Source organism: Streptomyces panaciradicis (genome assembly GCF_023516615.1).
Classification (GTDB): domain Bacteria; phylum Actinomycetota; class Actinomycetes; order Streptomycetales; family Streptomycetaceae; genus Streptomyces; species Streptomyces panaciradicis.
Map to the genome: position 1 here is coordinate 1 of NZ_JAMGBF010000197.1, position 23,311 is coordinate 23,311.

Annotated in this window: 21 protein-coding genes and 1 pseudogene; 20 read left to right on the top strand and 2 right to left on the bottom strand. The window is 70.6% G+C overall.

Translation table 11 applies throughout. The annotated features are described in order from the left end of the window. From M8J74_RS40060 to M8J74_RS40100, 9 genes and pseudogenes are all read left to right on the top strand, one after another. Positions 1-406: pseudogene (locus M8J74_RS40060) on the top strand (hypothetical protein); the annotation flags it as partial. Positions 407-663: 257 nt separating this feature from the next. Further along, complete coding sequence (gene rplU / locus M8J74_RS40065; protein WP_007381993.1) at positions 664-984, top strand: 50S ribosomal protein L21; 321 nt, start codon at positions 664-666, stop codon at positions 982-984. A gap of 14 nt (positions 985-998) precedes the next feature. Beyond that, positions 999-1,253: a 50S ribosomal protein L27 gene (gene rpmA, locus M8J74_RS40070; protein ID WP_040253648.1), complete on the top strand. Its 255-nt coding sequence runs from the start codon at positions 999-1,001 to the stop codon at positions 1,251-1,253. A gap of 113 nt (positions 1,254-1,366) precedes the next feature. Then, entirely contained in the window at positions 1,367-2,818 is a 1,452-nt protein-coding gene (gene obgE, locus M8J74_RS40075; RefSeq protein ID WP_058925319.1) for a GTPase ObgE, read from the top strand. Between the two features lie 256 nt (positions 2,819-3,074). After that, a complete protein-coding gene (locus M8J74_RS40080) occupies positions 3,075-4,625 on the top strand; it encodes an alkaline phosphatase D family protein (RefSeq protein ID WP_249841132.1) in 1,551 nt (516 codons plus the stop codon). Between the two features lie 88 nt (positions 4,626-4,713). After that, positions 4,714-5,907, top strand: a complete 1,194-nt coding sequence (locus M8J74_RS40085; protein WP_249841133.1) for a hypothetical protein — start codon at positions 4,714-4,716, stop codon at positions 5,905-5,907. A 184-nt stretch (positions 5,908-6,091) separates the two neighbouring features. Then, positions 6,092-7,588, top strand: a complete 1,497-nt coding sequence (locus M8J74_RS40090) for a D-ribitol-5-phosphate cytidylyltransferase (RefSeq protein ID WP_249841134.1) — start codon at positions 6,092-6,094, stop codon at positions 7,586-7,588. Between the two features lie 141 nt (positions 7,589-7,729). Next, positions 7,730-9,817: a CDP-glycerol glycerophosphotransferase family protein gene (locus M8J74_RS40095; RefSeq protein WP_249841135.1), complete on the top strand. Its 2,088-nt coding sequence runs from the start codon at positions 7,730-7,732 to the stop codon at positions 9,815-9,817. A gap of 164 nt (positions 9,818-9,981) precedes the next feature. After that, positions 9,982-11,181 carry a glycosyltransferase family 2 protein gene (locus M8J74_RS40100; protein ID WP_249841136.1) on the top strand — a complete coding sequence of 400 codons (1,200 nt, stop codon included), beginning with the start codon at positions 9,982-9,984 and terminating at the stop codon, positions 11,179-11,181. A 5-nt stretch (positions 11,182-11,186) separates the two neighbouring features. On the opposite strand, the gene M8J74_RS40105 is transcribed toward M8J74_RS40100, so the two are convergent. After that, on the bottom strand, positions 11,187-12,584 hold the full coding sequence (locus M8J74_RS40105) for a polysaccharide pyruvyl transferase family protein (RefSeq protein ID WP_372500426.1): 1,398 nt from the start codon (positions 12,582-12,584) through the stop codon (positions 11,187-11,189). A gap of 200 nt (positions 12,585-12,784) precedes the next feature. Between M8J74_RS40105 and proB the strand changes: the two genes are divergently transcribed. From proB to M8J74_RS40130, 5 genes are all read left to right on the top strand, one after another. Beyond that, a complete protein-coding gene (gene proB / locus M8J74_RS40110) occupies positions 12,785-13,912 on the top strand; it encodes a glutamate 5-kinase (RefSeq protein WP_249841138.1) in 1,128 nt (375 codons plus the stop codon). A 185-nt stretch (positions 13,913-14,097) separates the two neighbouring features. After that, positions 14,098-14,526 carry a DUF8830 family protein gene (locus M8J74_RS40115; RefSeq protein ID WP_058925325.1) on the top strand — a complete coding sequence of 143 codons (429 nt, stop codon included), beginning with the start codon at positions 14,098-14,100 and terminating at the stop codon, positions 14,524-14,526. 61 nt (positions 14,527-14,587) lie between these two features. Next, on the top strand, positions 14,588-15,874 hold the full coding sequence (locus M8J74_RS40120; protein WP_058925326.1) for a glutamate-5-semialdehyde dehydrogenase: 1,287 nt from the start codon (positions 14,588-14,590) through the stop codon (positions 15,872-15,874). Between the two features lie 140 nt (positions 15,875-16,014). Next, on the top strand, positions 16,015-16,581 hold the full coding sequence (locus M8J74_RS40125; RefSeq protein ID WP_249841139.1) for an SCO2584 family spore wall biosynthesis protein: 567 nt from the start codon (positions 16,015-16,017) through the stop codon (positions 16,579-16,581). A gap of 112 nt (positions 16,582-16,693) precedes the next feature. Then, entirely contained in the window at positions 16,694-17,764 is a 1,071-nt protein-coding gene (locus M8J74_RS40130) for an SCO2583 family membrane protein (RefSeq protein WP_249841140.1), read from the top strand. A 17-nt stretch (positions 17,765-17,781) separates the two neighbouring features. Here M8J74_RS40130 and M8J74_RS40135 read toward each other — a convergent pair whose 3' ends face one another. Further along, entirely contained in the window at positions 17,782-18,894 is a 1,113-nt protein-coding gene (locus tag M8J74_RS40135) for a M48 family metallopeptidase (RefSeq protein ID WP_249841141.1), read from the bottom strand. Positions 18,895-19,022: 128 nt separating this feature from the next. Between M8J74_RS40135 and M8J74_RS40140 the strand changes: the two genes are divergently transcribed. From M8J74_RS40140 to M8J74_RS40165, 6 genes are all read left to right on the top strand, one after another. Beyond that, a complete protein-coding gene (locus M8J74_RS40140) occupies positions 19,023-19,184 on the top strand; it encodes a hypothetical protein (RefSeq protein WP_203237729.1) in 162 nt (53 codons plus the stop codon). Between the two features lie 144 nt (positions 19,185-19,328). Then, positions 19,329-19,484, top strand: a complete 156-nt coding sequence (locus M8J74_RS40145; RefSeq protein ID WP_203237730.1) for a hypothetical protein — start codon at positions 19,329-19,331, stop codon at positions 19,482-19,484. Between the two features lie 77 nt (positions 19,485-19,561). After that, on the top strand, positions 19,562-20,260 hold the full coding sequence (gene nadD, locus M8J74_RS40150) for a nicotinate-nucleotide adenylyltransferase (protein ID WP_372500425.1): 699 nt from the start codon (positions 19,562-19,564) through the stop codon (positions 20,258-20,260). 17 nt (positions 20,261-20,277) lie between these two features. Further along, a complete protein-coding gene (locus M8J74_RS40155; RefSeq protein WP_249841142.1) occupies positions 20,278-21,981 on the top strand; it encodes an LCP family protein in 1,704 nt (567 codons plus the stop codon). A 124-nt stretch (positions 21,982-22,105) separates the two neighbouring features. Beyond that, positions 22,106-22,549 (top strand): ribosome silencing factor, encoded by a 444-nt coding sequence (rsfS, locus tag M8J74_RS40160; protein WP_058925332.1) that lies wholly within the window; start codon positions 22,106-22,108, stop codon positions 22,547-22,549. Further along, a complete protein-coding gene (locus M8J74_RS40165) occupies positions 22,543-23,220 on the top strand; it encodes a histidine phosphatase family protein (RefSeq protein ID WP_249841143.1) in 678 nt (225 codons plus the stop codon). Before rsfS ends, M8J74_RS40165 begins: the two co-directional genes overlap by 7 nt. Positions 23,221-23,311: the final 91 nt, after the last annotated feature.

Here is a 23,311-nt window from a genome sequence, read left to right on the forward strand (position 1 = left end):
CGAGCCGCAGGCCGAGGCCGAGACGGCCGCCGAGCCCGCCGAGGAGCGGTCCGAGCCGGTCGCCGAGAGCGCCGCCCCGGCCCGTCCCCGGCGCCGTGCGGTCCGCAAGGCCACCGCGCCCACCGCGTCCGAGGAGGCGGCCGTCGTGGTCGTCCCGTCGGCCGCGACGGACGAGGCCCCCGCGGCCGCCGAGGGGGACGTCGAGGAGGCCGCTCCGGCCAAGAAGACGGCCCGCAAGACGGCCAAGAAGGCGACCGCGAAGAAGGCGGCCACCAAGAAGACCGCGGCCAAGAAGACGGCCGCGAAGAAGACGACGGCCAAGAAGGCGGCGAAGACCGCCAAGACGGCCGCGGCCAAGTCGACGGCGAAGAAGACCTCGGTCTCCGCCGCCGCCGACGAGAGCTGAGCAGTACGAGGTGAAGGGGTGCGGCCGGTCGGTGTGACCGGCCGCATACCTGCGGGACCCGGTCCGGTTTGACCCCCTCGGCCACGGCCCCGTAACCTTGACCGTCGGCGTGTCCACGGATATGGGACGCGCCACATCCCCGTAAACCTCTTCCTCCAGAGCGTCGGGCGTTCCGCGCCGGCCGTTCCGGAGAGGCTGCCCGTGCCGGGTGGCTGGACTGCGGGGGTGCCGTTCCCGAGCGAGAGAGTGAGATCCGCGTGTACGCCATCGTGCGCAGCGGTGGTCGCCAGCACAAGGTTGCTGTCGGCGACATCGTTGAGGTTGACAAGATTTCCACTGCCAAGGTTGGCGACACGGTCGAGCTCTCGACCCTGCTCGTTGTCGACGGCGACGCTGTGACCAGCGACCCGTGGGTGCTGGCCGGCATCAAGGTCCAGGCCGAGGTCGTGGACCACCACAAGGGCGTCAAGATCGACATCCTTCGCTACAAGAACAAGACCGGCTACCGCCGTCGTCAGGGCCACCGCCAGCAGTACACGGCGATCAAGGTCACTGAGATCCCCGCGGCTGCGAAGTAAGGGACTGAGGAGAGATGGCACACAAGAAGGGCGCATCGTCCACCCGTAACGGTCGTGACTCCAACGCTCAGCGCCTCGGCGTGAAGCGCTTCGGCGGTCAGGTCGTCAACGCGGGCGAGATCCTGGTCCGCCAGCGCGGCACCCACTTCCACCCGGGCTCCGGCGTCGGCCGCGGCGGCGACGACACGCTGTTCGCGCTCCAGCCCGGTGCGGTGGAGTTCGGCACGTTCCGTGGCCGCAAGGTCGTGAACATCGTTCCGGTCGCCTGAGTCGGCTGATCGGAAGCTTTTCGCGAGGCGGACCTCACTTCCCGGTCGGGAAGGCGGGTCCGCCTTTCGCGTGTTAACACGAGCAGTACTTACGTCTCTGGAGGCACAAAACCATGACCACCTTCGTGGACCGCGTCGAACTGCATGTCGCCGCGGGTAACGGAGGTCACGGCTGTGCCTCCGTCCACCGCGAGAAGTTCAAGCCGCTCGGCGGACCCGACGGCGGCAACGGCGGACGCGGCGGGGATGTCATCCTCACCGTCGACCAGTCGGTGACCACGCTTCTCGAGTACCACCACTCCCCGCACCGCAAGGCCACCAACGGCAAGCCCGGGGAGGGCGGCAACCGCTCCGGCAAGGACGGCCAGGACCTGATCCTGCCCGTGCCGGACGGCACCGTCGTCCTCGACAAGGCGGGCAACGTCCTCGCCGACCTGGTGGGACACGGCACCTCGTACGTCGCCGCGCAGGGCGGCCGCGGCGGCCTCGGCAACGCGGCGCTCGCGTCGGCCCGGCGCAAGGCGCCCGGCTTCGCGCTGCTCGGCGAGCCGGGGGATCTGCAGGACGTCGTCCTGGAGCTGAAGACCGTCGCCGACGTGGCGCTCGTGGGCTACCCGAGCGCGGGCAAGTCGTCGCTGATCTCGGTGCTGAGCGCCGCGAAGCCGAAGATCGCCGACTATCCCTTCACGACGCTGGTGCCCAACCTCGGCGTGGTGACGGCCGGTGAGAACGTGTACACCATCGCCGACGTGCCGGGGCTGATCCCCGGGGCGAGCCAGGGCCGGGGACTCGGCCTGGAGTTCCTGCGGCACGTGGAGCGGTGCAGCGTGCTGGTGCACGTGCTGGACACGGCGACCCTGGAGTCCGACCGCGACCCCGTCTCCGACCTCGACATCATCGAGGAGGAGCTGAAGCAGTACGGCGGGCTCGACCGGCGGCCCCGGATCGTCGTCCTGAACAAGATCGACGTACCGGACGGCAAGGATCTCGCCGAGATGGTGCGGCCGGACCTCGAATCGCGGGGCTACCGGGTCTTCGAGGTGTCGGCGGTGGCCCATCTCGGGCTGCGGGAGCTGTCGTTCGCGCTGGCCGAGATGGTCGCGCAGGCGCGCGCCGCGAAGCCGAAGGAGGAGGCGACGCGGATCGTCATCCGGCCGAAGGCCGTCGACGACACCGGGTTCACCGTCACGCGCGAGGACGTCGCCGGCGAGCCGCTGTTCCGGGTGCGCGGCGAGAAGCCCGAACGCTGGGTGCGGCAGACCGACTTTAACAACGACGAGGCCGTGGGCTACCTCGCGGACCGGCTCAACCGCCTCGGTGTGGAGGACGAGTTGGTCAAGGCGGGCGCCCGCTCCGGCGACGGCGTGGCCATCGGCCCCGAGGACAACGCCGTCGTCTTCGACTGGGAGCCGACGCTGACGGCCGGTGCGGAGATGCTGGGGCGCCGGGGCGAGGACCATCGCTTCGAGGCGCCGAGGCCGGCCGCGCAGCGGCGTCGGGACCGGCAGGCCGAGCGCGACGACGCGGACCGGGAGTACGGCGACTTCGACCCCTTCGCGGAGTAGGCGTCTTCGGTGCCGTAGCGAGGCCGCGGTAGACGCCCCGGGTCTTTCGGCCAACTTGGTGGGATCACCGCACGCGGCTCGTTCCTGAGGCCCGTTGCGACAAGATCGGGTTCATCCTGTTGTTCCCGTGTCGCAACGGGTCTTCTGTTGTCTGCTCATTTGTCATGCACGCGAAGGGTCACGTTCAGCGGGCGGACCGCCCGGGTGCGTGAGCCTGCACGAGTCCAAGAGGCCAGCCAGGCAAAGGAGTTCGCCGATGACCGGAGCACTCTCGCCAGACCGACGCCGTTTTCTGACCGCCGGTGCCGCCGTCCTCGGCGCCGCGGCCTCTGCCCAGCTGTGGCTCCCGGGCACCGCCCGAGCCGCGGAGAACACCGTCCCCGACGGGGTGTTCAGCCTCGGCGTCGCCTCCGGCGACCCGCTGCCCGACGGCATCGTGCTGTGGACCCGTCTCGCCCCGGACCCGCTGAACGGCGGCGGCATGCCCGACGAGGTGGTCCCGGTGCAGTGGGAGATCGCCGAGGACGAGCGGTTCAGAAAGACCGCCCGCCGGGGCGTCGCCCAAGCCCGCCCCGAGTACGGGCACAGCGTTCACGTCGACGTACGGGGCCTGCGTCCGGGGCGCGCGTACTGGTACCGCTTCCGGGTGGGCGGGCAGATCTCCCCGGCCGGCCGCACCCGGACCGCCCCGCACCCGCACGGCAAGGGCGGCTCGCTGCGCATCGCCCTGGCCTCCTGCCAGAACTGGCAGCACGGCTATTTCACGCCGTACGCCGACATGCTCGACCAGGATCCCGACGTCGTCCTGTTCGTCGGCGACTACATCTACGAGTCCACGCCGTCGTCGGCGGGCCCGCGCCGGCACGAGGGCACGGGGGAGCCGTACACCCTGGAGCAGTACCGCAACCGCTACGCCCAGTACCGCTCCGACCCCGACCTCGCGGCGATGCACGCGAACGCCCCCTGGGTGGTCACCTTCGACGACCACGAGGTCGACAACGACTGGGCCGGCGAGATCCCCCAGGACCCCGCCAAGCAGCCGCACGACGCCTTCGTGGCCCGGCTGACGGCGGCCTTCCAGGCGTACTACGAGCACATGCCGGTCCGCGCGAGCGCGATCCCGGACGGTCCGCACATCCAGATGTACCGCCGCCTGGAGTTCGGCCGCCTCGCCCGCCTCAACGTCCTGGACACCCGCCAGTTCCGCACCGACCAGGCGACCACGCAGGAGGGCGCCCAGTCGCCGTCGATGACCATGCTCGGCGCCGAGCAGAAGCAGTGGCTGCTGGACGGGCTGCACGACTCGCCCGCCCGCTGGAACCTGATCGCCTCGCAGATCATGATGGCCGAGACGGACCTGCAGGTCGGCGACGGAAAGCTCTGGTACTACGACGCCTGGGACGGCTACCAGGTCGAACGCAACGCCCTGCTGGGGGAGTTCGCCGACGTCCGCAACCCGGTGGTGCTCAGCGGCGACCGCCACCTGACGATGGTCAGCGACCTCAGGACGGACTACGCCGACCCCCAATCCGACGTCGTCGGCGCCGAGTTCGTCGGCACCTCCGTCTCCAGCAACGGCGACCAGGACCAGGCCGCCTTCCACGCCCAGTGGGACCCGCTGCTGCCGGACAACCCGCACTGGAAGCTGATCGACGCCCACCGCGGCTACCACCTCTTCGACATCGACCGGCACGGCATCGACGCGCAGGTCAGGGTGGTCGACACGGTCGTACGGCCGACGGCGGCCGCGAGCACCCTGGCCCGGCTGCGGGTGGAGAACGGCCGCCCCGGCGTCGAACTCGCCTGACACCGGCGCGGAAGGAGACCTGGGGCTCATCCGCGTCCCAGGTCCTCCTCAGGTAAGTCTCAGGTAAGCCTCTTACCATCCCCTGACCATGGAGACGGACTGTACGACAGACGGCGCCCCGGTGCGCCGGCCCGAGCCGCTGCCCGCCGGCACCCGGCTGCTGCACATCGGCCCGCACAAGACCGGGACCACCTCGATCCAGGGCGCCCTGTTCGCCGCGAAGGACCGACTGCCCGCGCACGGCGTGGAGTTCCCCGCGCACACCCGGCACCCCATGGAGGCCGCGCTGGCCGCCTGCGCCCGGCCCGCCATGATCGGTGACATCGTGCCCACCGACCGGCACTGGACGACGCTGGTGAAGCAGGTCGAGGCCACCGGCCGGCGCACCTCGGTGGTCAGCAGCGAGTTCTTCGCCGACGCCGAGGACGAGGCGACCGTCGCGCGGATCGTCCGGCAGCTCGGCGGCGACCGGGTGCACGTCCTGGTCACCCTGCGCCCGCTGGCCAGGATCATGCCCTCGCAGTGGCAGCAGTACGTGCAGAACGGCCTGCGCATGGGCTACGAGGACTGGCTGCGGCACATGCTGAGGAAGGCGCCGTACGAGCAGCCCACCCCCAGCTTCTGGCGCCGCCACGGGCACGACCGGCTGGTCGGGCGCTGGGCCGCGGTGGTGGGCCCGGAGCGGGTCACCGTGGTCGTGGTCGACGACCGGGACAGAGACGGCCTGATGCGCACCTTCGAGACATTGCTCGGGCTGCCCGAGGGCCTGCTGCAACCCGTTCCGGACACAGCGAATCGTTCCCTTACCCTCGCCGAGACCGAAATGCTGCGGAATCTTAATAAGGAATTCCGCGGCAATGGGCTGCCGGACGAGCTGTATTCCAGGCTCGTGCGCAACGGCGCGGTGATGCATATGAAGAATGCGTGCAGCCCGACACCGCGGGACGTGAAGATCTCCACCCCCGCCTGGGCCGCCGAGGCCGCGGCCGCCAGAGCCACCGAGATGGCGGAACGCATCGCCCGGACGGGCGTACGCGTCCTCGGGGATCCGGCGCTGCTGGCCGCCGTACCGGCGTCACCGGACCGGGCCGCGGTCCAGGACGAGGCGCGGATCGCTCCGGAGGTGGCCGCCCAGGCGCTCTACGGAGCCCTCGCGGCCGCCGCGGGGGCTCCCGTGCGGCACGCCGATCCCGCGAAGGCGCGCACGGTTCACCAGACGCCGTCGAAGGAACTCGTGAAGGTGCTCGGCCACCGCTGCCTGAAGAAGCTGCGCCGGCACTGATCTGCTGTGCGGTTACTCACAGCAATTCCGTGGACGCTCCCGGCGAGTGTCACGGTGTCACCAGTGGGTGCAAGGTGAATGTCAGATGGCGCGCACATATGCAGTGAACGGCGCTCACCTTGCACAGCGGTAACCGCAAGTGGGACCATTTCCAGGTTCCCTGTCGCCCCAAGGTAGGTCCTCTGTGTCCCAGCACATAGCCAAGCCCCGTACCACCGCAGTGATCCTGGCCGGTGGCACCGGCCAGCGGGTGGGTCTCTCGATCCCCAAGCAGCTGCTGAAGATCGCCGGCAAGGCAGTCATCGAGCACACCCTGGCCACCTTCGAACAGGCGGACTCGATCGACGACATCATCGTGCTGATGGCGCCGGGCTACGTGCCCGACGTCGAGAAGATCGTCGCCAAGGCCGGCTTGACCAAGGTCAAGAAGATCATCGAGGGCGGCTCGACCCGCAACGAGACCACCGAGCGCGCCATCGAGGCCCTCGGCGAGGGCCTGGCCGAGGGAGAGGACCTCAACGTCCTCTTCCACGACGCCGTGCGCCCGCTGCTCTCGCGCCGCGTGATCGACGACTGCGTGACCGCGCTGGAGCGCTACCAGGCCGTCGACGTCGCCATCCCGTCCGCGGACACCATCATCGTGACCCGCACGCACGGCCAGGACGGCGAGTTCATCACCGAGATCCCGGACCGCTCCCGGCTGCGCCGCGGCCAGACGCCGCAGGCCTTCAAGCTGTCCACGATCAAGCGGGCCTACGAGGTCGCGGCCGGCGACCCGAACTTCCAGGCCACCGACGACTGCTCCGTCGTGCTCAAGTACCTGCCGGACGTGCCGATCCACGTCGTCGCGGGCGACGAGTACAACATGAAGGTCACCCAGCCCGTCGACGTCTTCATCGCCGACAAGCTGTTCCAGCTCGCCTCGACGGCCGCGCCCGAGCAGGTGAGCGAGGAGGCCTACCGCGAGCTGCTCACCGGCAAGACCATCGTGATCTTCGGCGGCTCGTACGGCATCGGCAAGGACATCGCCGAGCTCGCGGAGTCCTACGGCTCCAAGGTCTACGCCCTCGGCCGCTCCACCACCGGCACCCACGTGGAGAACCCGGAGGAGGTCGACGACGCGCTGTCCAAGGCGTACGGCGAGACCGGCCGGATCGACTACGTCGTCAACACCGCGGGCGTGCTGCGCATCGGCAAGCTGGCCGAGACCGACAACGCGACCATCGAGGAAGCGCTGAAGGTCAACTACCTCGCCCCGGTGCAGATCGCGCGTTCGGCGTACAAGTACCTGGCGGAGACCAAGGGCCAGCTGCTGCTGTACACCTCCAGCAGCTACACCCGCGGCCGCGCCGAGTACAGCCTCTACTCCTCGACCAAGGCCGCCATGGTGAACCTCACCCAGGCCCTGTCCGACGAGTGGGCCGGCGACGGCGTCCGCGTCAACTGCATCAACCCGGAGCGCACCGCCACCCCGATGCGCACCAAGGCCTTCGGCCAGGAGCCCGCGGGCACCCTGCTCTCCTCCGAGGCGGTCGCCCGCACCTCGCTCGACGTGCTGCTGTCCGAGCTGACCGGGCACGTCATCGACGTCCGCCAGCAGGACCCGACGGCGGGCGCGGCGAAGGCCTCGGGCTTCGAGCAGGCCCTGGCCTCGGTGCTGGACCGCCAGGACGGCGTGTAATAATCAACGGGAATTAGTCTTCCGTTATTCAGGCCTCTGCTTTCCGGGGTTAATGCAGTGCATTGAGCAGTGCATCGTCCGGGTCTTCGCAGGGGCCTGAATACATTCAAAACCGGCACTCCCTCCCAGAGCAGGTTCTCCGTGATATCCACCGCTATTCGCGTCGCCCGGGTGGGCAGCGCGGCCGAGCTGGCCGCGGCGGCGCTCATGATGCTGGGCTTCCCGGCGCTGATGCTGGCCGCGCTCGTCCCGAGCGTGCCCGCCTTCGCCGCGGCCGCCGCCGTGACGTACGCCGCCGACCACTATCTGCACCGCAAGGGCAGCTACCTGGTCAACCGGCTCAGCAAGGTCCGCGCCGGCCTCTCGATCCGCTTCCTGATCCGAGAGCTGCTGCTGATCCTGCTGCTGGCCCGGCTGTCCCTCGCGGACAACCTGATCTACTACGGCGCGGTCGCCTGCTTCATCGCCTTCTACGGCCTCCAGGCCCCGCACGGCGCCCTGGTCACCCTGATCCGCAACCGCCGCCGGATGCCGGTCGCCACCCGCAACGTCGACCTGAAGTCCCGCATCCGCATCCCGGACGCCCCGCCGCGCTTCCTGCTGATCCGCTCGGCCGAGAAGATGCTCCACCTCGACCTCGCGGCCGTCGCCGGCATCCTGGTCGCCGCGGAGATGGAGTCGTCGGTGCCCGGCTTCATCGGCATCGGCGTCACCCTCTTCCTGGGCTGCCTGTACGTCCTCGCACTGATGCCGTACGTCCGCGGCGGGAAGATCCCGCCGAACGCCGAGAAGGTCCTGGCGGCGGTCGACGACTGGCTGCGCGAGTACAAGCCGGAGACGGTGCTGTACTTCTCCGGCTCCAAGGACTCCGCCTACCAGGTCAACATGTGGCTGGAGACGATGGAGCAGCTCGACTCCAAGCCGCTGGTCATCCTGCGTGAGCGGGTCATCCTGGCCAATCTGGCGCCCACCACGGTCCCGGTCGTCTGCGTGCCCGGCGGTGTCCACCTGATGAACATGGACCTGACCACCGTGCGCGTCGCGGTGTACGCGGCCAACGTCGGCAAGAACATCCACCTGCTGCGCGTGCCCACCATGAAGCACGTGTTCATCGGCCACGGCGACAGCGACAAGCTCGCCAGCGTCAACCCCTTCAGCAAGGTGTACGACGAGGTGTGGACCGCCGGCCGTGCCGGCCGCGACCGCTACGCCATCGCCGACGTCGGCGTCCGCGACGACGACATCGTGGAGGTCGGCCGCCCGCAGCTGGCGCCGATCCAGGGCTGGCAGGGCGTGCCCGAGGGGCGTGTCCCCACCGTGTTGTACGCGCCCACCTGGGAGGGATGGGACGGCAACCCGGGCAACACCTCGCTCGTGCTGGCCGGCGAGAACATCGTCAAGAAGCTCCTCAAGGCCGACCCGCCGGTCCGTGTGCTGTACAAGCCGCACCCGTTCACCGGCACCGTCAGCAAGGAGGCCGGCGCCGCGCACCAGCGGATCACCGCGCTGGTCGAGAAGGCCGCCGCCGAGCGCGCCGCCGATCCCCGCTTCACCGTCGACGGCGCCGCCCAGGCCCGGGCCAAGGCGGAACTGGCCCGGATCGAGGCGCGGCTGGCCGAGCTCTCCGGCACCGGCGGCGACCGCGGCGACGAGGCCGAGGCCACCCGTGACGGTGTGGTCGACCTCAAGCGGCACGAGGAGGTCGCCCGGCTGCGTGTCGAGTGGAACGACGCCTACTGGCGCTCCGCCGGCACCTTCGAGCACCGCGTCGTCACGGGCGCCGAGCCGCGCCTGTACGACTGCTTCAACGTCTCCGACGCGATGGTCTCCGACATCTCCAGCGTGGTCTCCGACTTCATCGCCAGCGGCAAGCCGTACGCGGTGACGGACTCCGCCGAGCTGGGCGTGGAGGAGTTCAAGCGGCAGAACACCGCGGTACGCGCGGCCACGATCCTGTCCAACTCCGCCGCCGAGCTGGGCGAGCTGCTGGCCGCGGTCCGCGACCCCGCCGCCGACCCGCTGGCGGAGGACCGCAAGGAGCTCAAGGAGTACCTGCTCGGCCCCGACGAGCCGACCTCCATCGAGCAGTTCAACACCGCGGTCGCCGACCTGGCGCTGAAGGCCGAGACCCGCAACCTCGGCCAGGAATCCCGCGCCGCCGCGGCCGGCACCCCCGGCGCCGACGAACTGTCGGACGCGCTGTCTGCGCAGCCGCCCACCACCGCGTGAGCCCCCGTATGTGAAAACGGTGAGAAGGGCCCGGTTTCCGAGGAGTGATCCTCGAAAACCGGGCCCTTTTTACGTACGTACGGGCAACCCGCCCCCTCGGTCGTCCGTCTAGCAGGTAGCCAATAAGACGATACGGGGGAAAGATCCCGTGACGAGGGGGAAATGTGACCGTGACGCAGCCTGATGTGACTGTCGTCATCGGAGCGTACGAAGCGATGCCTTACCTGGTCGAATGCCTCGCGTCCGTCGAGGCACAGACCATCGACCCGGGGCGCATCGAGGTCATAGCGGTGGACGACGGCTCCACCGACGGCACGGGGGAGTGCCTGGAGGAGTTCGCCGACCGCGTCTCCATGTCCGTCACAGTGATCCGGCAGGCCAACTCCGGCGGTCCCAGCGGCCCCCGCAACGTCGGCCTGAGCAAGGCCGCGGGGCGCTATGTGTTCTTCCTCGACGCCGACGACCGGCTCGGCCCCGAGGCGCTGGAGCGCATGGTCGACATGGCCGACCGCAACGCCACGGACGTCGTCCTCGGCAGGGTCGAGGGCATCAACCGCAAGCCGCCGCAGTCCATGTGGGGCAAGACCCTGGAGCGCACGGACGTCTTCTCGTCCAACATCAAGTTCACGCTGAGCGCGCAGAAGCTGTTCCGCCGGGAGCTCCTGGAGCGGCACGGCATGCGCTTCGACGAGTCCCTGTGGACCGGCGAGGACGCGCTGTTCACGATGGAGGCGTATCTGCGGGCCGACGGCGTCTCCGTGATCGCCGACCACACCTGCTACTACCTGGTCGGCCGCGACGACGGCAAGCACGTGACCAAGAGCGGCGGTTACACCCTGCGCTACGACTCCGCGCGGGCCCTGATGAACCTGATCGCCGACATGGTGCCGCCCGGCGAGCGGCGCGACTCCCTCATGCACCGGCCCTTCGTGGTCACCCTGCTCCCGCAGTTCGGCCCCAAGTACCTCAAGGACAGCGAGAAGGTACGACGGCACAAGTTCGAGCTGGCCAAGCCGCTGATGGAGCAGTTCTGGACCGAGGGCGTGGCGCGCCGGCTGAAGGTCGACGAGCGCCTGCGGCTGCACCTGGTGGCCGAGGAGAAGCCCGAACTCCTGCTGCCCGTGGTGGAGTTCGTGAAGGCGAAGAAGCAGGCGGCGGCCCTGCTGGAGAAGCGGGGCCACCACGTCTACCTCGCCTACCCGCACTTCCGTGACGCCGCGGCGGGCATACCCGACTCGGTCTACCTCGCCACCCCGCGCGAGGCCAGGGCCTTCCCCGGCTACCGCGAGCACACACCCTCCTCGGTCCTGCGCCGCGCCGTGCGCAAGGCCCGCCGGGTGCTGAAGGTGCCCGCGGCGGCCTGACACCGTTACTGGCGGCCCGTCTGCAGTGCCCGTCTGATCGGGCGGGCCACCACACGGCGGGCCTTGCGATAGACGGACGTCGGGGCGGCCGGTGCCGTGGCGGTGCGCTCCAGCTCGCGCTTCAACCGGTCGTTGTCCAGCGACAGTTCGGCGAGCCGGGTCTGCATCCAGCCGAACCGGGAGGTGAGCGAGGCCAGGTCGGCGTCGTTCCAGGGGCGGATGCCCGCCGGGAAGGACAGCTTCCGCATCCGGGCGTCGAAGGCCGCGCCGCCGTCGCCGTGGGTGAAGGTGTTCTCCAGGCCGTTGCGGCCCAGGAACGCCGTGAAGCGCTCGAAGCGCTCCGCGTGCCCGCCGGTCAGGCCGGAGAGGTCGGCCTCCTCGTACAGCCGCGCCGGGTCCAGGTCCTCGGGCAGCTTGTCGATCCTGCGGTGCGGGATGTCGAAGTAGCGGCACAGCTCCAGCGTCCGCGAGTCGCCGCACAGCACCGTCGCGGGCGTGCCCGCCAGCAGCGCCGCGATGTTGCCGTGGATGCGGGAGCCGAACGAGAAGTCGTAGCCGCGCAGGTCGTCGATCCAGGTCACCGGGTCGACGTAGACGCGGACCTTGTCCTCCCGGTACATCGGGTGGTCCGGGTGGGTCGGGATCGCGGTCACCGCGGCGTTCGGGTGCGACAGGTCCCGCCAGTGCAACTGCCGTGCGTCGCTGAGGTTCTGGCCGATGAAGGTCAGGTGCGGATAGCGGGCGCGGGTACGGTCGATGACCTTGCCCAGCCCCTGCTTCTGCACGGCGCTGTGCGAACCGTTGACCGCGATCCGCGACCCGGCCGTCAGCTCCGCCACCCGCTTGCGCACCGGCAGTTCGCCGCCGTACAGGAACAGCGACGGGCAGCCGATGACCTCGACGTCGTGGAAACCCAGACCCCGCAGGTACTTCTCCGTGAACTCGCCGCGCACGCCGATGGACGCGCTGCGGTCCAGCACCGCGGAGACGAAGTCGCGCACCGACTCCTCCATGGGCTTCAGCCGCTCGGCGTTGTAGCTCAGCCCGGCCTGCGCGCCGACGCCCAGCACCACCACCGGGATGCGCAGCCGGCGGATCAGCCGGGTCAGCCGCTTCAGCTGCCCCTCGAAGGACGGCCGGAAGGCGTTGGCCAGCGGCACGACGAAGACGTCGTACTCCTCGTTGATCCGCTCCGCCGCCGACACATCCGTCCGGATGCCGTTCGAGACCACCTCCGTGCCGGGCGTCTCGAGGATCTTGTGCGCGGCGTCGCTGAAGATCAGGTTGCCGGAGTTGGTGGCGATGACGTCCTGGTGCAGCGCCTCCTCGACCGAGAAGACGTCGTAGGGGCTCTTCCCCGACCTCAGGAGGATGCGCTGCGTGGGGCGGGTCTGGTGATCTATGGGTGACACGACATTCAAATTAAGTTTGCCGGGACTTTTATTTCTATAGGCAACCAGTGCAACCTTTTTGCCATACGCACCGCGTGAGCAACCGGTTACGTCCCGCGTGTCCGGTGCGTGGACCGATGCGCGCCGCCCGTGCCCCTTCGCGTAGATTGCGTGGCGGGGCAACCCGAGCGCGCGAGGGGACGGACAAGCAGGTGGCAGGGGCAAGGCAGGGCGTGGCGGAAGCCCGCAGGATCGTCGTCAAGGTGGGTTCCTCGTCGCTGACCACCGCCTCGGGCGGTCTGGACGCCGACCGGGTCGACGCGCTCGTCGACGTCCTGGCCAAGAGCCGCAGCGGAGGGGAGAGGGAGATCGTCCTGGTCTCCTCCGGCGCCATCGCCGCCGGACTCGCGCCGCTGGGCCTGCGCCGCCGCCCCCGTGACCTGGCCCGTCAGCAGGCCGCCGCCAGCGTCGGCCAGGGCCTGCTCGTCGCCCGCTACACCGCCTCCTTCGCCCGCTACGGCGTCCGCGTCGGCCAGGTGCTGCTCACCAGCGACGACATGAGCCGCCGCGCCCACCACCGCAACGCCTCGCGCACCCTCGACAAGCTGCTCGCCATGGGCGCCTTCCCGATCGTGAACGAGAACGACACCGTCGCCACCGACGAGATCCGCTTCGGCGACAACGACCGCCTCGCGGCACTCGTGGCGCACCTGGTCCACGCCGACCTGCTGGTGCTGCTCTCCGACGTCGACGGCGTCTACGACGGCGACCCCGGCCGGCCCGGCACCTCGCGGATAGCGGAGGTCCGCGGCCCCGAGGACCTCGCGCACGTCGAGATCGGCAGCGCGGGCAAGGCGGGCGTCGGCACGGGCGGCATGGTCACCAAGATCGAGGCGGCCGGCATCGCCGCCGCAGCCGGCATCCCCGTGGTCCTGACCAGTGCCGTGCACGCGGCCGAGGCCCTGTCCGGCGGGGACACCGGGACCTGGTTCCACGTCACCGGCAAGCGCTACGCCGACCGCCTGCTGTGGCTGCAGCACGCCTCCACCCCGCAGGGGCACCTGACCCTGGACGAAGGGGCGGTGCGGGCGGTCGTCGAGCGGCGCAAGTCGCTGCTGCCGGCCGGCATCGCCGCCGTGGAGGGCGACTTCGCCGCCGGCGACCCGGTCGAGCTGCGCGACGGCGAGGGGCGCGCGGTGGCCCGCGGGCTCGTCAACTTCGACGCCAAGGAGATCCCCCAGCTGCTCGGGCGTTCGACGCGGGAGCTGGCGCGCGAACTGGGCCCGGCCTACGAACGCGAGGTCGTCCACCGCGACGACCTGGTGATCCTTCGTCCCTGACGCGTCCGCCGGCGGCCTGGCCAGGGCGTTCGGCAGCCGAAAACAGGGTGAACGCCCCGCAAAACGGCGCGCCCTGAGGTGGACGTTCCGCAAAACCGCCCCACGAGCGCTTGCGGCCTGCTCAACTTTGACTCAGGGACACGTTCCGCACGAGCACCGCTCGATGCCGCGCAAAGGAGGCCGTCGTGAGACGAGTACGCCCTGGGGCGGCGGCGTCCCGCGGTGGTCTGACCAGCGTCACGGCCGGCGAGTCCTACGAGGAGCCCGCCGACCTGCCCCGGCTGTGGCACGTCACGCTCAGCGTCTCCGGCCAGGCCGCCCCGCTGCACGAGGTCCGGCGCGCCCTCGAACAGCTCGCCCACGACCATCCCTTTCTGCTGACCAGCAGGTACGCCAACGACCACGCGGAGATCCGCTACTGGGAGGAGGCCCGCGACCTGCACGACGCGGCCGCCGTCGCCCTGCGCCTGTGGGGCGAGCACCGCCAGACCGCCAAGCTGCCGCCCTGGGAGATCGTCGGCCTGGAGGTCATCGACCGCGAGACCTACCACCAGCGCCTCGCGGAGGGATACGGACCGCCCCCGGCGACGCCTGTCGGAGTTCACCCCTTTTGAGACCGTCTCGGGGTGTGGGACGAACGGTGAACGGCCCGGTCCGGCGCACTACGCTTCCCTCATGACCACGCTCTCGCCGTACGACTCCATGTCCCCGGTCACCCAGGCCGCCTACCGCGCCAAGGCCGCCGCCGCCGACCTCGCCCCGCTGCCGCGCGCGGTCAAGGACGACGCGCTCGCCGCCATCGCGGACGCCCTGGAGGTCCGTACGAGCGAGATCGTCGAGGCCAACGCCAAGGACGTGGCCAAGGCCCGCGCGGCCGGCACGAGCGAGGCCATCGTCGACCGGCTCACGCTCACCCCGGAGCGGGTGCGCGCCATCGCCTCCGACGTGCGGGACGTCGTCGCCCTGCCCGACCCGGTCGGCGAGGTCGTCCGCGGCTCGACCCTGCCCAACGGCATCGACCTGCGCCAGGTCCGCGTCCCGCTCGGCGTGGTCGGCATCATCTACGAGGCCCGCCCGAACGTCACCGTGGACGCCGCCGCCCTGTGCCTGAAGTCCGGCAACGCGGTCCTGCTGCGCGGCTCGGCCTCGGCCTACGAGTCGAACACCGCCCTGGTGCGCGTGCTGCGTGACGCCGTGGGCGGGGCGGGGCTGCCCGCCGATGCCGTCCAGCTGGTGCCCGGCGAGAGCCGCGAGAGCGTGCGCGAGCTGATGCGGGCCCGCGGCCTGGTCGACGTCCTGATCCCGCGCGGCGGCGCCTCGCTGATCCAGACCGTGGTGAACGAGTCCACCGTCCCCGTCATCGAGACCGGCACCGGCAACTGCCACGTCTACGTCGACGCCCAGGCCGACCTCGACATGGCCGTCGACATCCTGATCAACTCCAAGGCCCAGCGGCCGAGCGTCTGCAACGCCGCCGAGACCCTCCTGGTCCACCAGGACATCGCCCCCGAGTTCCTGCCGCGCGCCCTGGACGCCCTCGCGGAGGCCGGGGTCACCGTGCACGCCGACCCGCGGGTGCTGGCGTACGCCGAGGACACCAAGGCGACCGTCGTCGAGGCCACCCCGGACGACTGGGACACCGAGTACCTCTCCTACGACATCGCCGCCGCCGTCGTCGACTCCCTCGACAAGGCCGTCGAGCACATCCGGCTGTGGTCGTCCGGTCACACCGAGGCGATCGTCACCACCTCCCAGCAGGCCGCCCGCCGCTTCACCCAGCTGGTCGACTCCACCACCGTCGCCGTGAACGCCTCCACGCGCTTCACCGACGGCGGCCAGTTCGGCTTCGGCGCGGAGATCGGCATCTCCACGCAGAAGCTGCACGCCCGCGGCCCGATGGGCCTGCCGGAGCTGACCAGCACCAAGTACATCGTCACCGGGGACGGCCACATCCGCCGCTGAGACCGGGGGCCTGCGACGGTGCGCGTATCCGAACGGCATATGCGCACCGCATGCTCCCGTGTCCGCGAGAGGTGTCTCACAGGGCGGATGAATTTCCATACCGTCTGCCCAAATTGACCCCCCAGGTCTACTCTGGATCCGTGCCGGAGGACGTGGGGGGCACGCCGTTCCCTGACGGCTGGGAGCCCGACGACGACCACGACCGCGGGGTGTCGGACGAAGAGTTCGCCTCCGTGGTCTTCGACGAGGCCTTCGTACGGGCGGCCGTGGTGCACGAGCCGACCGCCGTCGAACGCCTCCTGGCCGCCGCCCAGGCCAGAGCCGAGGCCTCCGAGGCGGAGGCCCGCCGGGCCCACGGGCGGGGCGAGCGGTACGACGAGGGATACGACCCCTCCGGTTTCGGCCATGATCCCGAGCTCGACGACCTGGACGACACCGACGTCCTCGAGGGCCGCTACGGCACCTCGGGCCCCTTCGGCAAGCAGGTCCGCTGGCACCGCCCGGTCGCCTGGATGCTCGCCCTCGTGATGGGGATCGGCATGGTCGCGCTGGCCTTCACCGCCGTCTACCGGGGCGCCTCCTCCAGCAGCCGGGACCAGGTCCCACCCCCCGCGTCGACCGGCCTGGAGCAGGGCAGCGCCCCTCCGCCCTCCGCCTCCGCCGAGACCTCCCAGCCGGCCATACCGGTCATCCCGCGCACCCCCTGACCGGGCCCCCGAGCCGTCCGGTCACGCAGGGTTGCGGCCCTGGTGAGAACCTGTCAGAACTTGTCGTGTACCAGGGCGTTTATCGGGGCGTCCGGAGACCTACCCTGAAGGTATGGGCGGGCCTGGAGACCCACCCGAGGGGACACCCGAGGGCGGCCCCGGAGGTGGAGAGGACGAGTACCGATCCGTCGTCTTCGACGAGTCGTTCGTCCGCGCTGCCCGCCTCCAGGAGTACTCCGCGCGCGAGCGCATGACCGACCACGCCCCCGCCGTACGCCGCCGCCCGCCCCTGCACCGGGGGCTGTCCCGGCAGGCGCTGATCCTCGTCCTGCTGATAGCCGTCGCCTTCGGCACCGCGATCTACATGGGCGTACGCCACCCCTATCAGTCCTCGGTCGCCCGCCGCCCCGTCGAACCCCTGCGGATGACCGTCATCCCGCTCACCCCGCAGGGCAAGGTGCCCGGGAAGGCCGACGCCGAGTACCTGTACGCGCACAGCCCCGCCGCGCAGTTCCGTGTCGGCGCCGAGGGCATCCCGCTGCCCGCCACCCGCCGCACCGCGCACTTCTCCGAGAGCCAGGTGGTGGCCGCGCTGACCACGGCCAAGGACTACATCGTCCGCTCCGCGCTCTACCCCGAGGTGATCGGCAGTCAGGACGTGCGCGCCGTGCGCGTCATGCTCGACGGCGCCCAACTCGACCAGTTCGACCAGAGTTTCGCCCGCCCGACCGCCGACGGCCGCCACCAGCCCACCGGATGGCTGGTTCGCTTCGACCAGACCCGCGCCGAACTCGCGGACCGCAGAATCCGCGTCCAGGGCTCGATGGAGGCCACCGAGACCGACTCCGCCACCCTGGAGGTCACCGCGGACCACACCTTCGTGTACGCGCTGAAGCCGACCGGCTCGTCCGCGAAGGCACCGGCCTCCCTGTTCACCGTCCGGCGCGAGATGCACTTCCGCTTCGACCGCGACGACCTGCGCCTGCACCAGGCCCAGGTCGTCGTCTCCTACGTCCAGGCCGGCCCGCTGTCCTGCGCCGAGGACTCCACCAACCACTTCCACCCGCTGCTGGCCGGCCAGACGGCCAGGTCGGGCGGCCCCGCGGGCACCGACCCGTACGCGACGGGCGGCGCCACGGCGCTGTGCGGGACGCTGGCCGCCGGGGCGCAGCCGAAGGTGTGACGGGCCGCCCTGCGCGGTCAGTCCTCCGTGCGGGGCGGAGCGTCCGTGGGCGGCTCGTCCTGCGACGGCCGCTCCTCGCCCGGTGCCGGGCTGGTGAAACCGTCGAAGCCGCGCCGCACCCGGCCGCCCAGGCCCCCGGCCCCGCCGGCGATGTCGCTGACGAGCTTCATCAGCGGGTCCTTGGAGCTCTTCACGCTGCCGGCGTAGCTGGCCGCCGACTCCCGGAACGAGTCCGAGACCGAGGTGTCCTTGTCCTCGTCGCGCCGCGGGTAGTGACCGTCCATGATCCGCTGGTAGTCGCGGGTCTCGGACCACTTCTTCAGCTCCGCCGCCCGGATGGTGGTGAACGGGTGCGAGCGCGGCAGCAGGTTCAGGATCTTCAGCACCGAGTCGCGCAGGTCGCCGCCCGCCTCGTACTCCTCGGCCTGCTTCAGGAACGCGTCCACGTTCATCTCGTGCAGGTGGTTGCCGCCCGCGATCTTCATCAGGCCGCGCATCGAGGCCCGCAGGTCCTGCCCGACCAGCAGCCCCGCCCGGTCGGCCGACAGCTCCGACTTGCGGAACCACTCGCGCAGCGCCGTCACGATCGCCATGATCGCGAGCGTGCCCAGCGGGATCCACGCGACCCGGATCGCCAGGTTCGTCAGGAACAGCAGGATCGTGCGGTACACCGCGTGCCCGGACAGGGCGTGGCCCACCTCGTGGCCGATGACCGCCCGCATCTCCTCCTCGTCGAGCAGCTCGACGAGGCCGGTGGTGACGACGATGATCGGCTCGTCCAGGCCGATGCACATCGCGTTCGGCTGCGGGTCCTGGTTGACGTACATCGGCGGGACCTTCTCCAGGTCCAGGATGTAACAGGCGTCCCGCAGCATGTCGTTGAGGTGGGCGAACTGCTCGTCGGAGACCCGCACGGAGTCCGAGAGGAACAGCAGCCGCAGGCTTCGCTCGGGCAGCAGACCGCTGAGCGCCTTGAAGACCGTGTCGAACCCGCTCAGCTTGCGCAGCGCCACCAGGGCGCTGCGGTCGGCCGGGTGCTCGTACGCACGCGAGGAGATCCCCGGGAAGCGCCGGCGCTGCCTGCTCGGTACATGCTCGTGCCCGTTGTGCTGGTGGCCGTCGTCGGACATGTCTTCCCCCATGTGCGTGTGAGTGGCCCTTTGCGGACCCTTGTGCGGCCCTTTGCGCCCCCGAAGCAAGGCCCAGCCTAGGCGGAGTTACCGTGGACGGGCACCACACCGAAGGAGAGTCCCGCACCATGGAGCACATCCCAGCAGCCGCCTGGCTCGCCGCGGCCGCAAGCGCCCCCCAGCACCAGGGATCGGGCTATCTGCTGCGGGTCGTGCTGGTGGTGATGATCCTGGGCTGTGCGTTCGCCGGGTGGTTCCTGCTGCGGGGCTACAAGCGGAAAGACGACTGAGGGCCGCCCGGGGTTCCCCGACGGCGGAGTCGGCGTGATCGCCGCCACGGCCCCCGCTTACCATGGGCCGACGTCTTATCCCGCCCTCCCTCCGGTCTCGACTCCGCTCGAGCGGGGGGACCCCGACGATAGGTCCTGCCGAAGATGAGCCTCCACGCCACCGCTGCCCACCTGGTCACCCTCGCCGAAGCCGAGGGCGGCAACCACGAGAGCCTCAACCCCGCGATCACCGGCGGCGGCGCCCTCGTCGTCCTGCTGCTTCTGCTGTGGATCACCACCCGCTTCAACCGCGACCGCTGAACGCACCGCCCGGTACCGGGACAACCCGGGCATCCGTCGAACGGAGCGCTCAGGCCGGGCCGGTAGGGTCTGCACGCATGGGAGAGCAGGACATGCCTACCGGTCCGGCGATGGACGACGCGAGCGGCACCACGGCCCGCCGGGCTCGCGTCACCGCGCCCCGCCCGGTGAACGGCCCGTCGAACCCCGGCAAGCGCCGCCTCGGCGTCATGGGCGGGACGTTCGACCCGATCCACCACGGGCACCTCGTGGCGGCCAGCGAGGTCGCCGCGCAGTTCCACCTGGACGAGGTGGTGTTCGTCCCCACCGGCCAGCCGTGGCAGAAGACCCACCGCCATGTCTCCCCGGCCGAGGATCGCTATCTGATGACGGTCATCGCGACCGCCGAGAACCCGCAGTTCTCGGTGAGCCGCATCGACATCGACCGCGGCGGCCCGACCTACACCGTGGACACGCTGCGCGACCTGCGCGCGCTCAACCCGGACACCGACCTCTTCTTCATCACCGGCGCCGACGCCCTGGGCCAGATCCTCACCTGGCGCGACTCGGAGGAGCTGTTCTCCCTCGCGCACTTCATCGGCTGCACCCGCCCCGGCCACCACCTGACCGACCACGGCCTGCCCGAGGGCGGCGTCTCGCTGGTGGAGGTTCCCGCACTGGCCATCTCCTCCACGGACTGCCGTGCGAGAGTCGCCAAGGGAGACCCCATCTGGTACATGGTGCCGGACGGAGTCGTGCGCTACATCCACAAGCGCGAGCTGTACCGCGGCGAGTGAGCCGAGAGGGGCTACCGGTGAACGACCGATACGACGCGGGCCACGGCGGCGGCGACCAGGGCGACCAGTACGAACTCGTCGGCTACGACGAGTACGGCCGGCCCGTGTACCGGCCGGTCGCCCCGCAGCAGGCGCCCCAGCAGCAGTACGACCCGTACGCGCAGCAGCAGGGCTACGGCTACGACCCGTACGCCACGGGCACGCAGCAGGCGCCGCCCTACGACCCGTACGGCACCGGCCGGCAGCAGGCCGCGCCCTCCTACGACCCCTATGCCACAGGCGGGCCCCAGGGCGGGGCACCGGCACAGCAGCCCTACGACCCCTACGGGCAGACCGCGGCCAGTGGCCAGCAGCCCCGGGCCGCCGAGCAGACCGCGTACATCCCGCAGCAGGCCGGGCCGGCCGCGCCGGGCGAGGACACCACGCCCCCCTCCCAGCCCGAACGGCACTACCGCACCGAGCAGTTCGCCTTCGTCGAGGAGGCCGACGGCGACCCCGAAGACGTCATCGACTGGCTGAACTTCACCGAGAACCGCACCGAGCGCCGCGAGGAGGCCAAGCGCCGCGCCCGCAGCCGCCTCATCGCCCTCGTCGTCGTCCTCGCCCTGGTCGCGGTCGGCGGCGTCGGCTACCTCTGGTACGCCGGGAAGCTGCCCGGCCTGTCCACGTCGCACTCCACGACCGGCAAGGCGACGGCCGCGGGCGCCCAGAACCGCGACGTGATCGTCGTCCACCTGCACAACACCAAGAAGGGCGGCACCTCCACGGCGCTGCTCGTCGACAACACCACCACCAAGCAGGGCACCACCGTCCTGCTGCCCAACTCCCTCGCCGTCACCGACGACGACGGCACCTCGACCACCCTCGCCAAGTCGGTCGACGAGGACGGCTCCTCCGGCACCCGCGACGCCCTCGACACCGTCCTCGGCACCGACATCGAGGGCACCTGGCGGCTGGACACCCCTTATCTGCAGAACCTCGTCGACCTCGTCGGCAACATCGAGGTCGACACCAACGCGGACGTGCCCGACCCGGACGCCAAGAAGAAGGGCACCGCACCCCTCGTCCACAAGGGCTCGAACCAGACCCTCAGCGGCAAGATGGCCGTCGCCTACGCCACCTACCGTGCCTCCGGCGAGGCCCAGAACGCCCAGCTGGAGCGGTTCGGCCAGGTCATGCAGGGCGTGCTGCGCAAGCTGTCCTCCGACCCGACGGCGGCGACCACCACCGTGCAGACACTGGCGCAGATCCTCGACCCCTCCCTGACCGACAAGGACCTCGGCACCTTCCTCGCCAAGCTCGCCGACCTCGCCAAGGGCGGCGACTACAAGACCGCCCTGCTGCCGGTCCAGGGCGACGGCACGCTCAGCGCGCAGGCTGCCGCCAGTGTCGTCAAGGACGTCCTCGGCGGCACCGCCAAGAGCCCCGACCAGGGCTCCGCCGTCCGCGTCCACGTCGAGAACGCCAGCGGCGTGAAGGACGACACCGAGAAGGCCCGCGTGGTCCTCCTCAACGGCGGTTTCACCTTCCTGGGCGGCGGCACCACCACCCCCACGGCCACCTCCAAGGTCGTCTACGGGAGCGCCGCCGACAAGGAGAACGCCACCGAGGTCGCCAAGACCCTGGGCCTGCCCACCAGCTCCGTCGTCAAGGGCAGGACCGCCTCGAACGCGGACGTCTCGGTGACCCTCGGCCAGGACTACAAGCCGTCCTCCTCGTAAGGAACCAGCGGGAAGCGGCAGGTGGCACGGGCGGACGCCCCATGTGATCCCTTAATCACGTGGGGTGCGCCCGGCGGTCCGTGAGACCCTTGATGCCAAGTGACCGCCGACCGAAAGCCATGTAGTGACCGCCACTGACCGATCTCTCGAGCTCATCACCACCGCCGCCCAGGCGGCCGCCGACAAGCTCGCGCACGACATCATCGCCTACGACGTCAGCGATGTGCTGTCGATCACGGACGCCTTCCTGCTGGCCTCCGCCCCCAACGACCGCCAGGTCAAGTCGATCGTCGACGAGATCGAGGAGCGGCTGCAGAAGGAGCTCGGCGCCAAGCCCGTGCGCCGCGAGGGCGACCGCGAGGCCCGCTGGGTCCTGCTCGACTACGTCGACATCGTCGTCCACGTCCAGCACAGCGAGGAGCGCGTCTTCTACGCCCTCGAGCGCCTGTGGAAGGACTGCCCCGAGCTGGAGCTGCCCGCCGACGCCAAGGCCACCCGCGGCAAGGCCGCCGAGCACGCCAAGCTGCAGGCCGCCGAGGAGGCCGCCGACCTGGGCGGTGAGTGGTGACGAGCGCCACCGGCGAGGTCTCCGCGGGCCGGCCCGGCCGGGGCCGCCGCATCATCCTGTGGCGCCACGGCCAGACCTCCTGGAACGTGGAGCGCCGCTTCCAGGGCACCACGGACGTCCCCCTCACCGAGGACGGCGTGGCCCAGGCCCGCCGCGCCGCCCGGCTGCTCGTCGCCCTCAAGCCGGACGCGATCATCGCCTCCGACCTCCAGCGTGCCGCGAACACGGCCGCCGAGCTGGCCGCGCTCACCGGCCTGGAGGTCGCCCTCGACGAGGGGCTGCGCGAGACCTACGCGGGCGTCTGGCAGGGGCTGACGCACGAGGAGATCATCGAGCGGCACGGCGAGGAGTACGCCGCCTGGAAGCGCGGCGAGGCGGTGCGGCGCGGCGGCGGCGAGCTGGAGGCCGAGGTGGCCGAGCGCGCCGCCCCGGTCGTGCTGCGGCACGCCGAGAAGCTGCCCGACGAGGGGACGCTCGTCGTGGTCAGCCACGGCGGCACGATCCGCACCACCATCGGCCGTCTCCTCGGTCTGGAGCCCCACCACTGGGAGAGCCTCGGCGGCCTCACCAACTGCTGCTGGTCCGTCCTCGGCGAGGGCGCCCGCGGCTGGCGCCTGCTGGAGCACAACGCCGGCACGCTCCCGGAGCCGGTGCTGGGCGACGACGACTGAGCGGATTTCACTTTCCGGCAGGTCGCAGGCTAAAGTTCTTCTTGTTCGCCCCGCGGAGCGGGGAAGAACAAGGGGCTATAGCTCAGTTGGT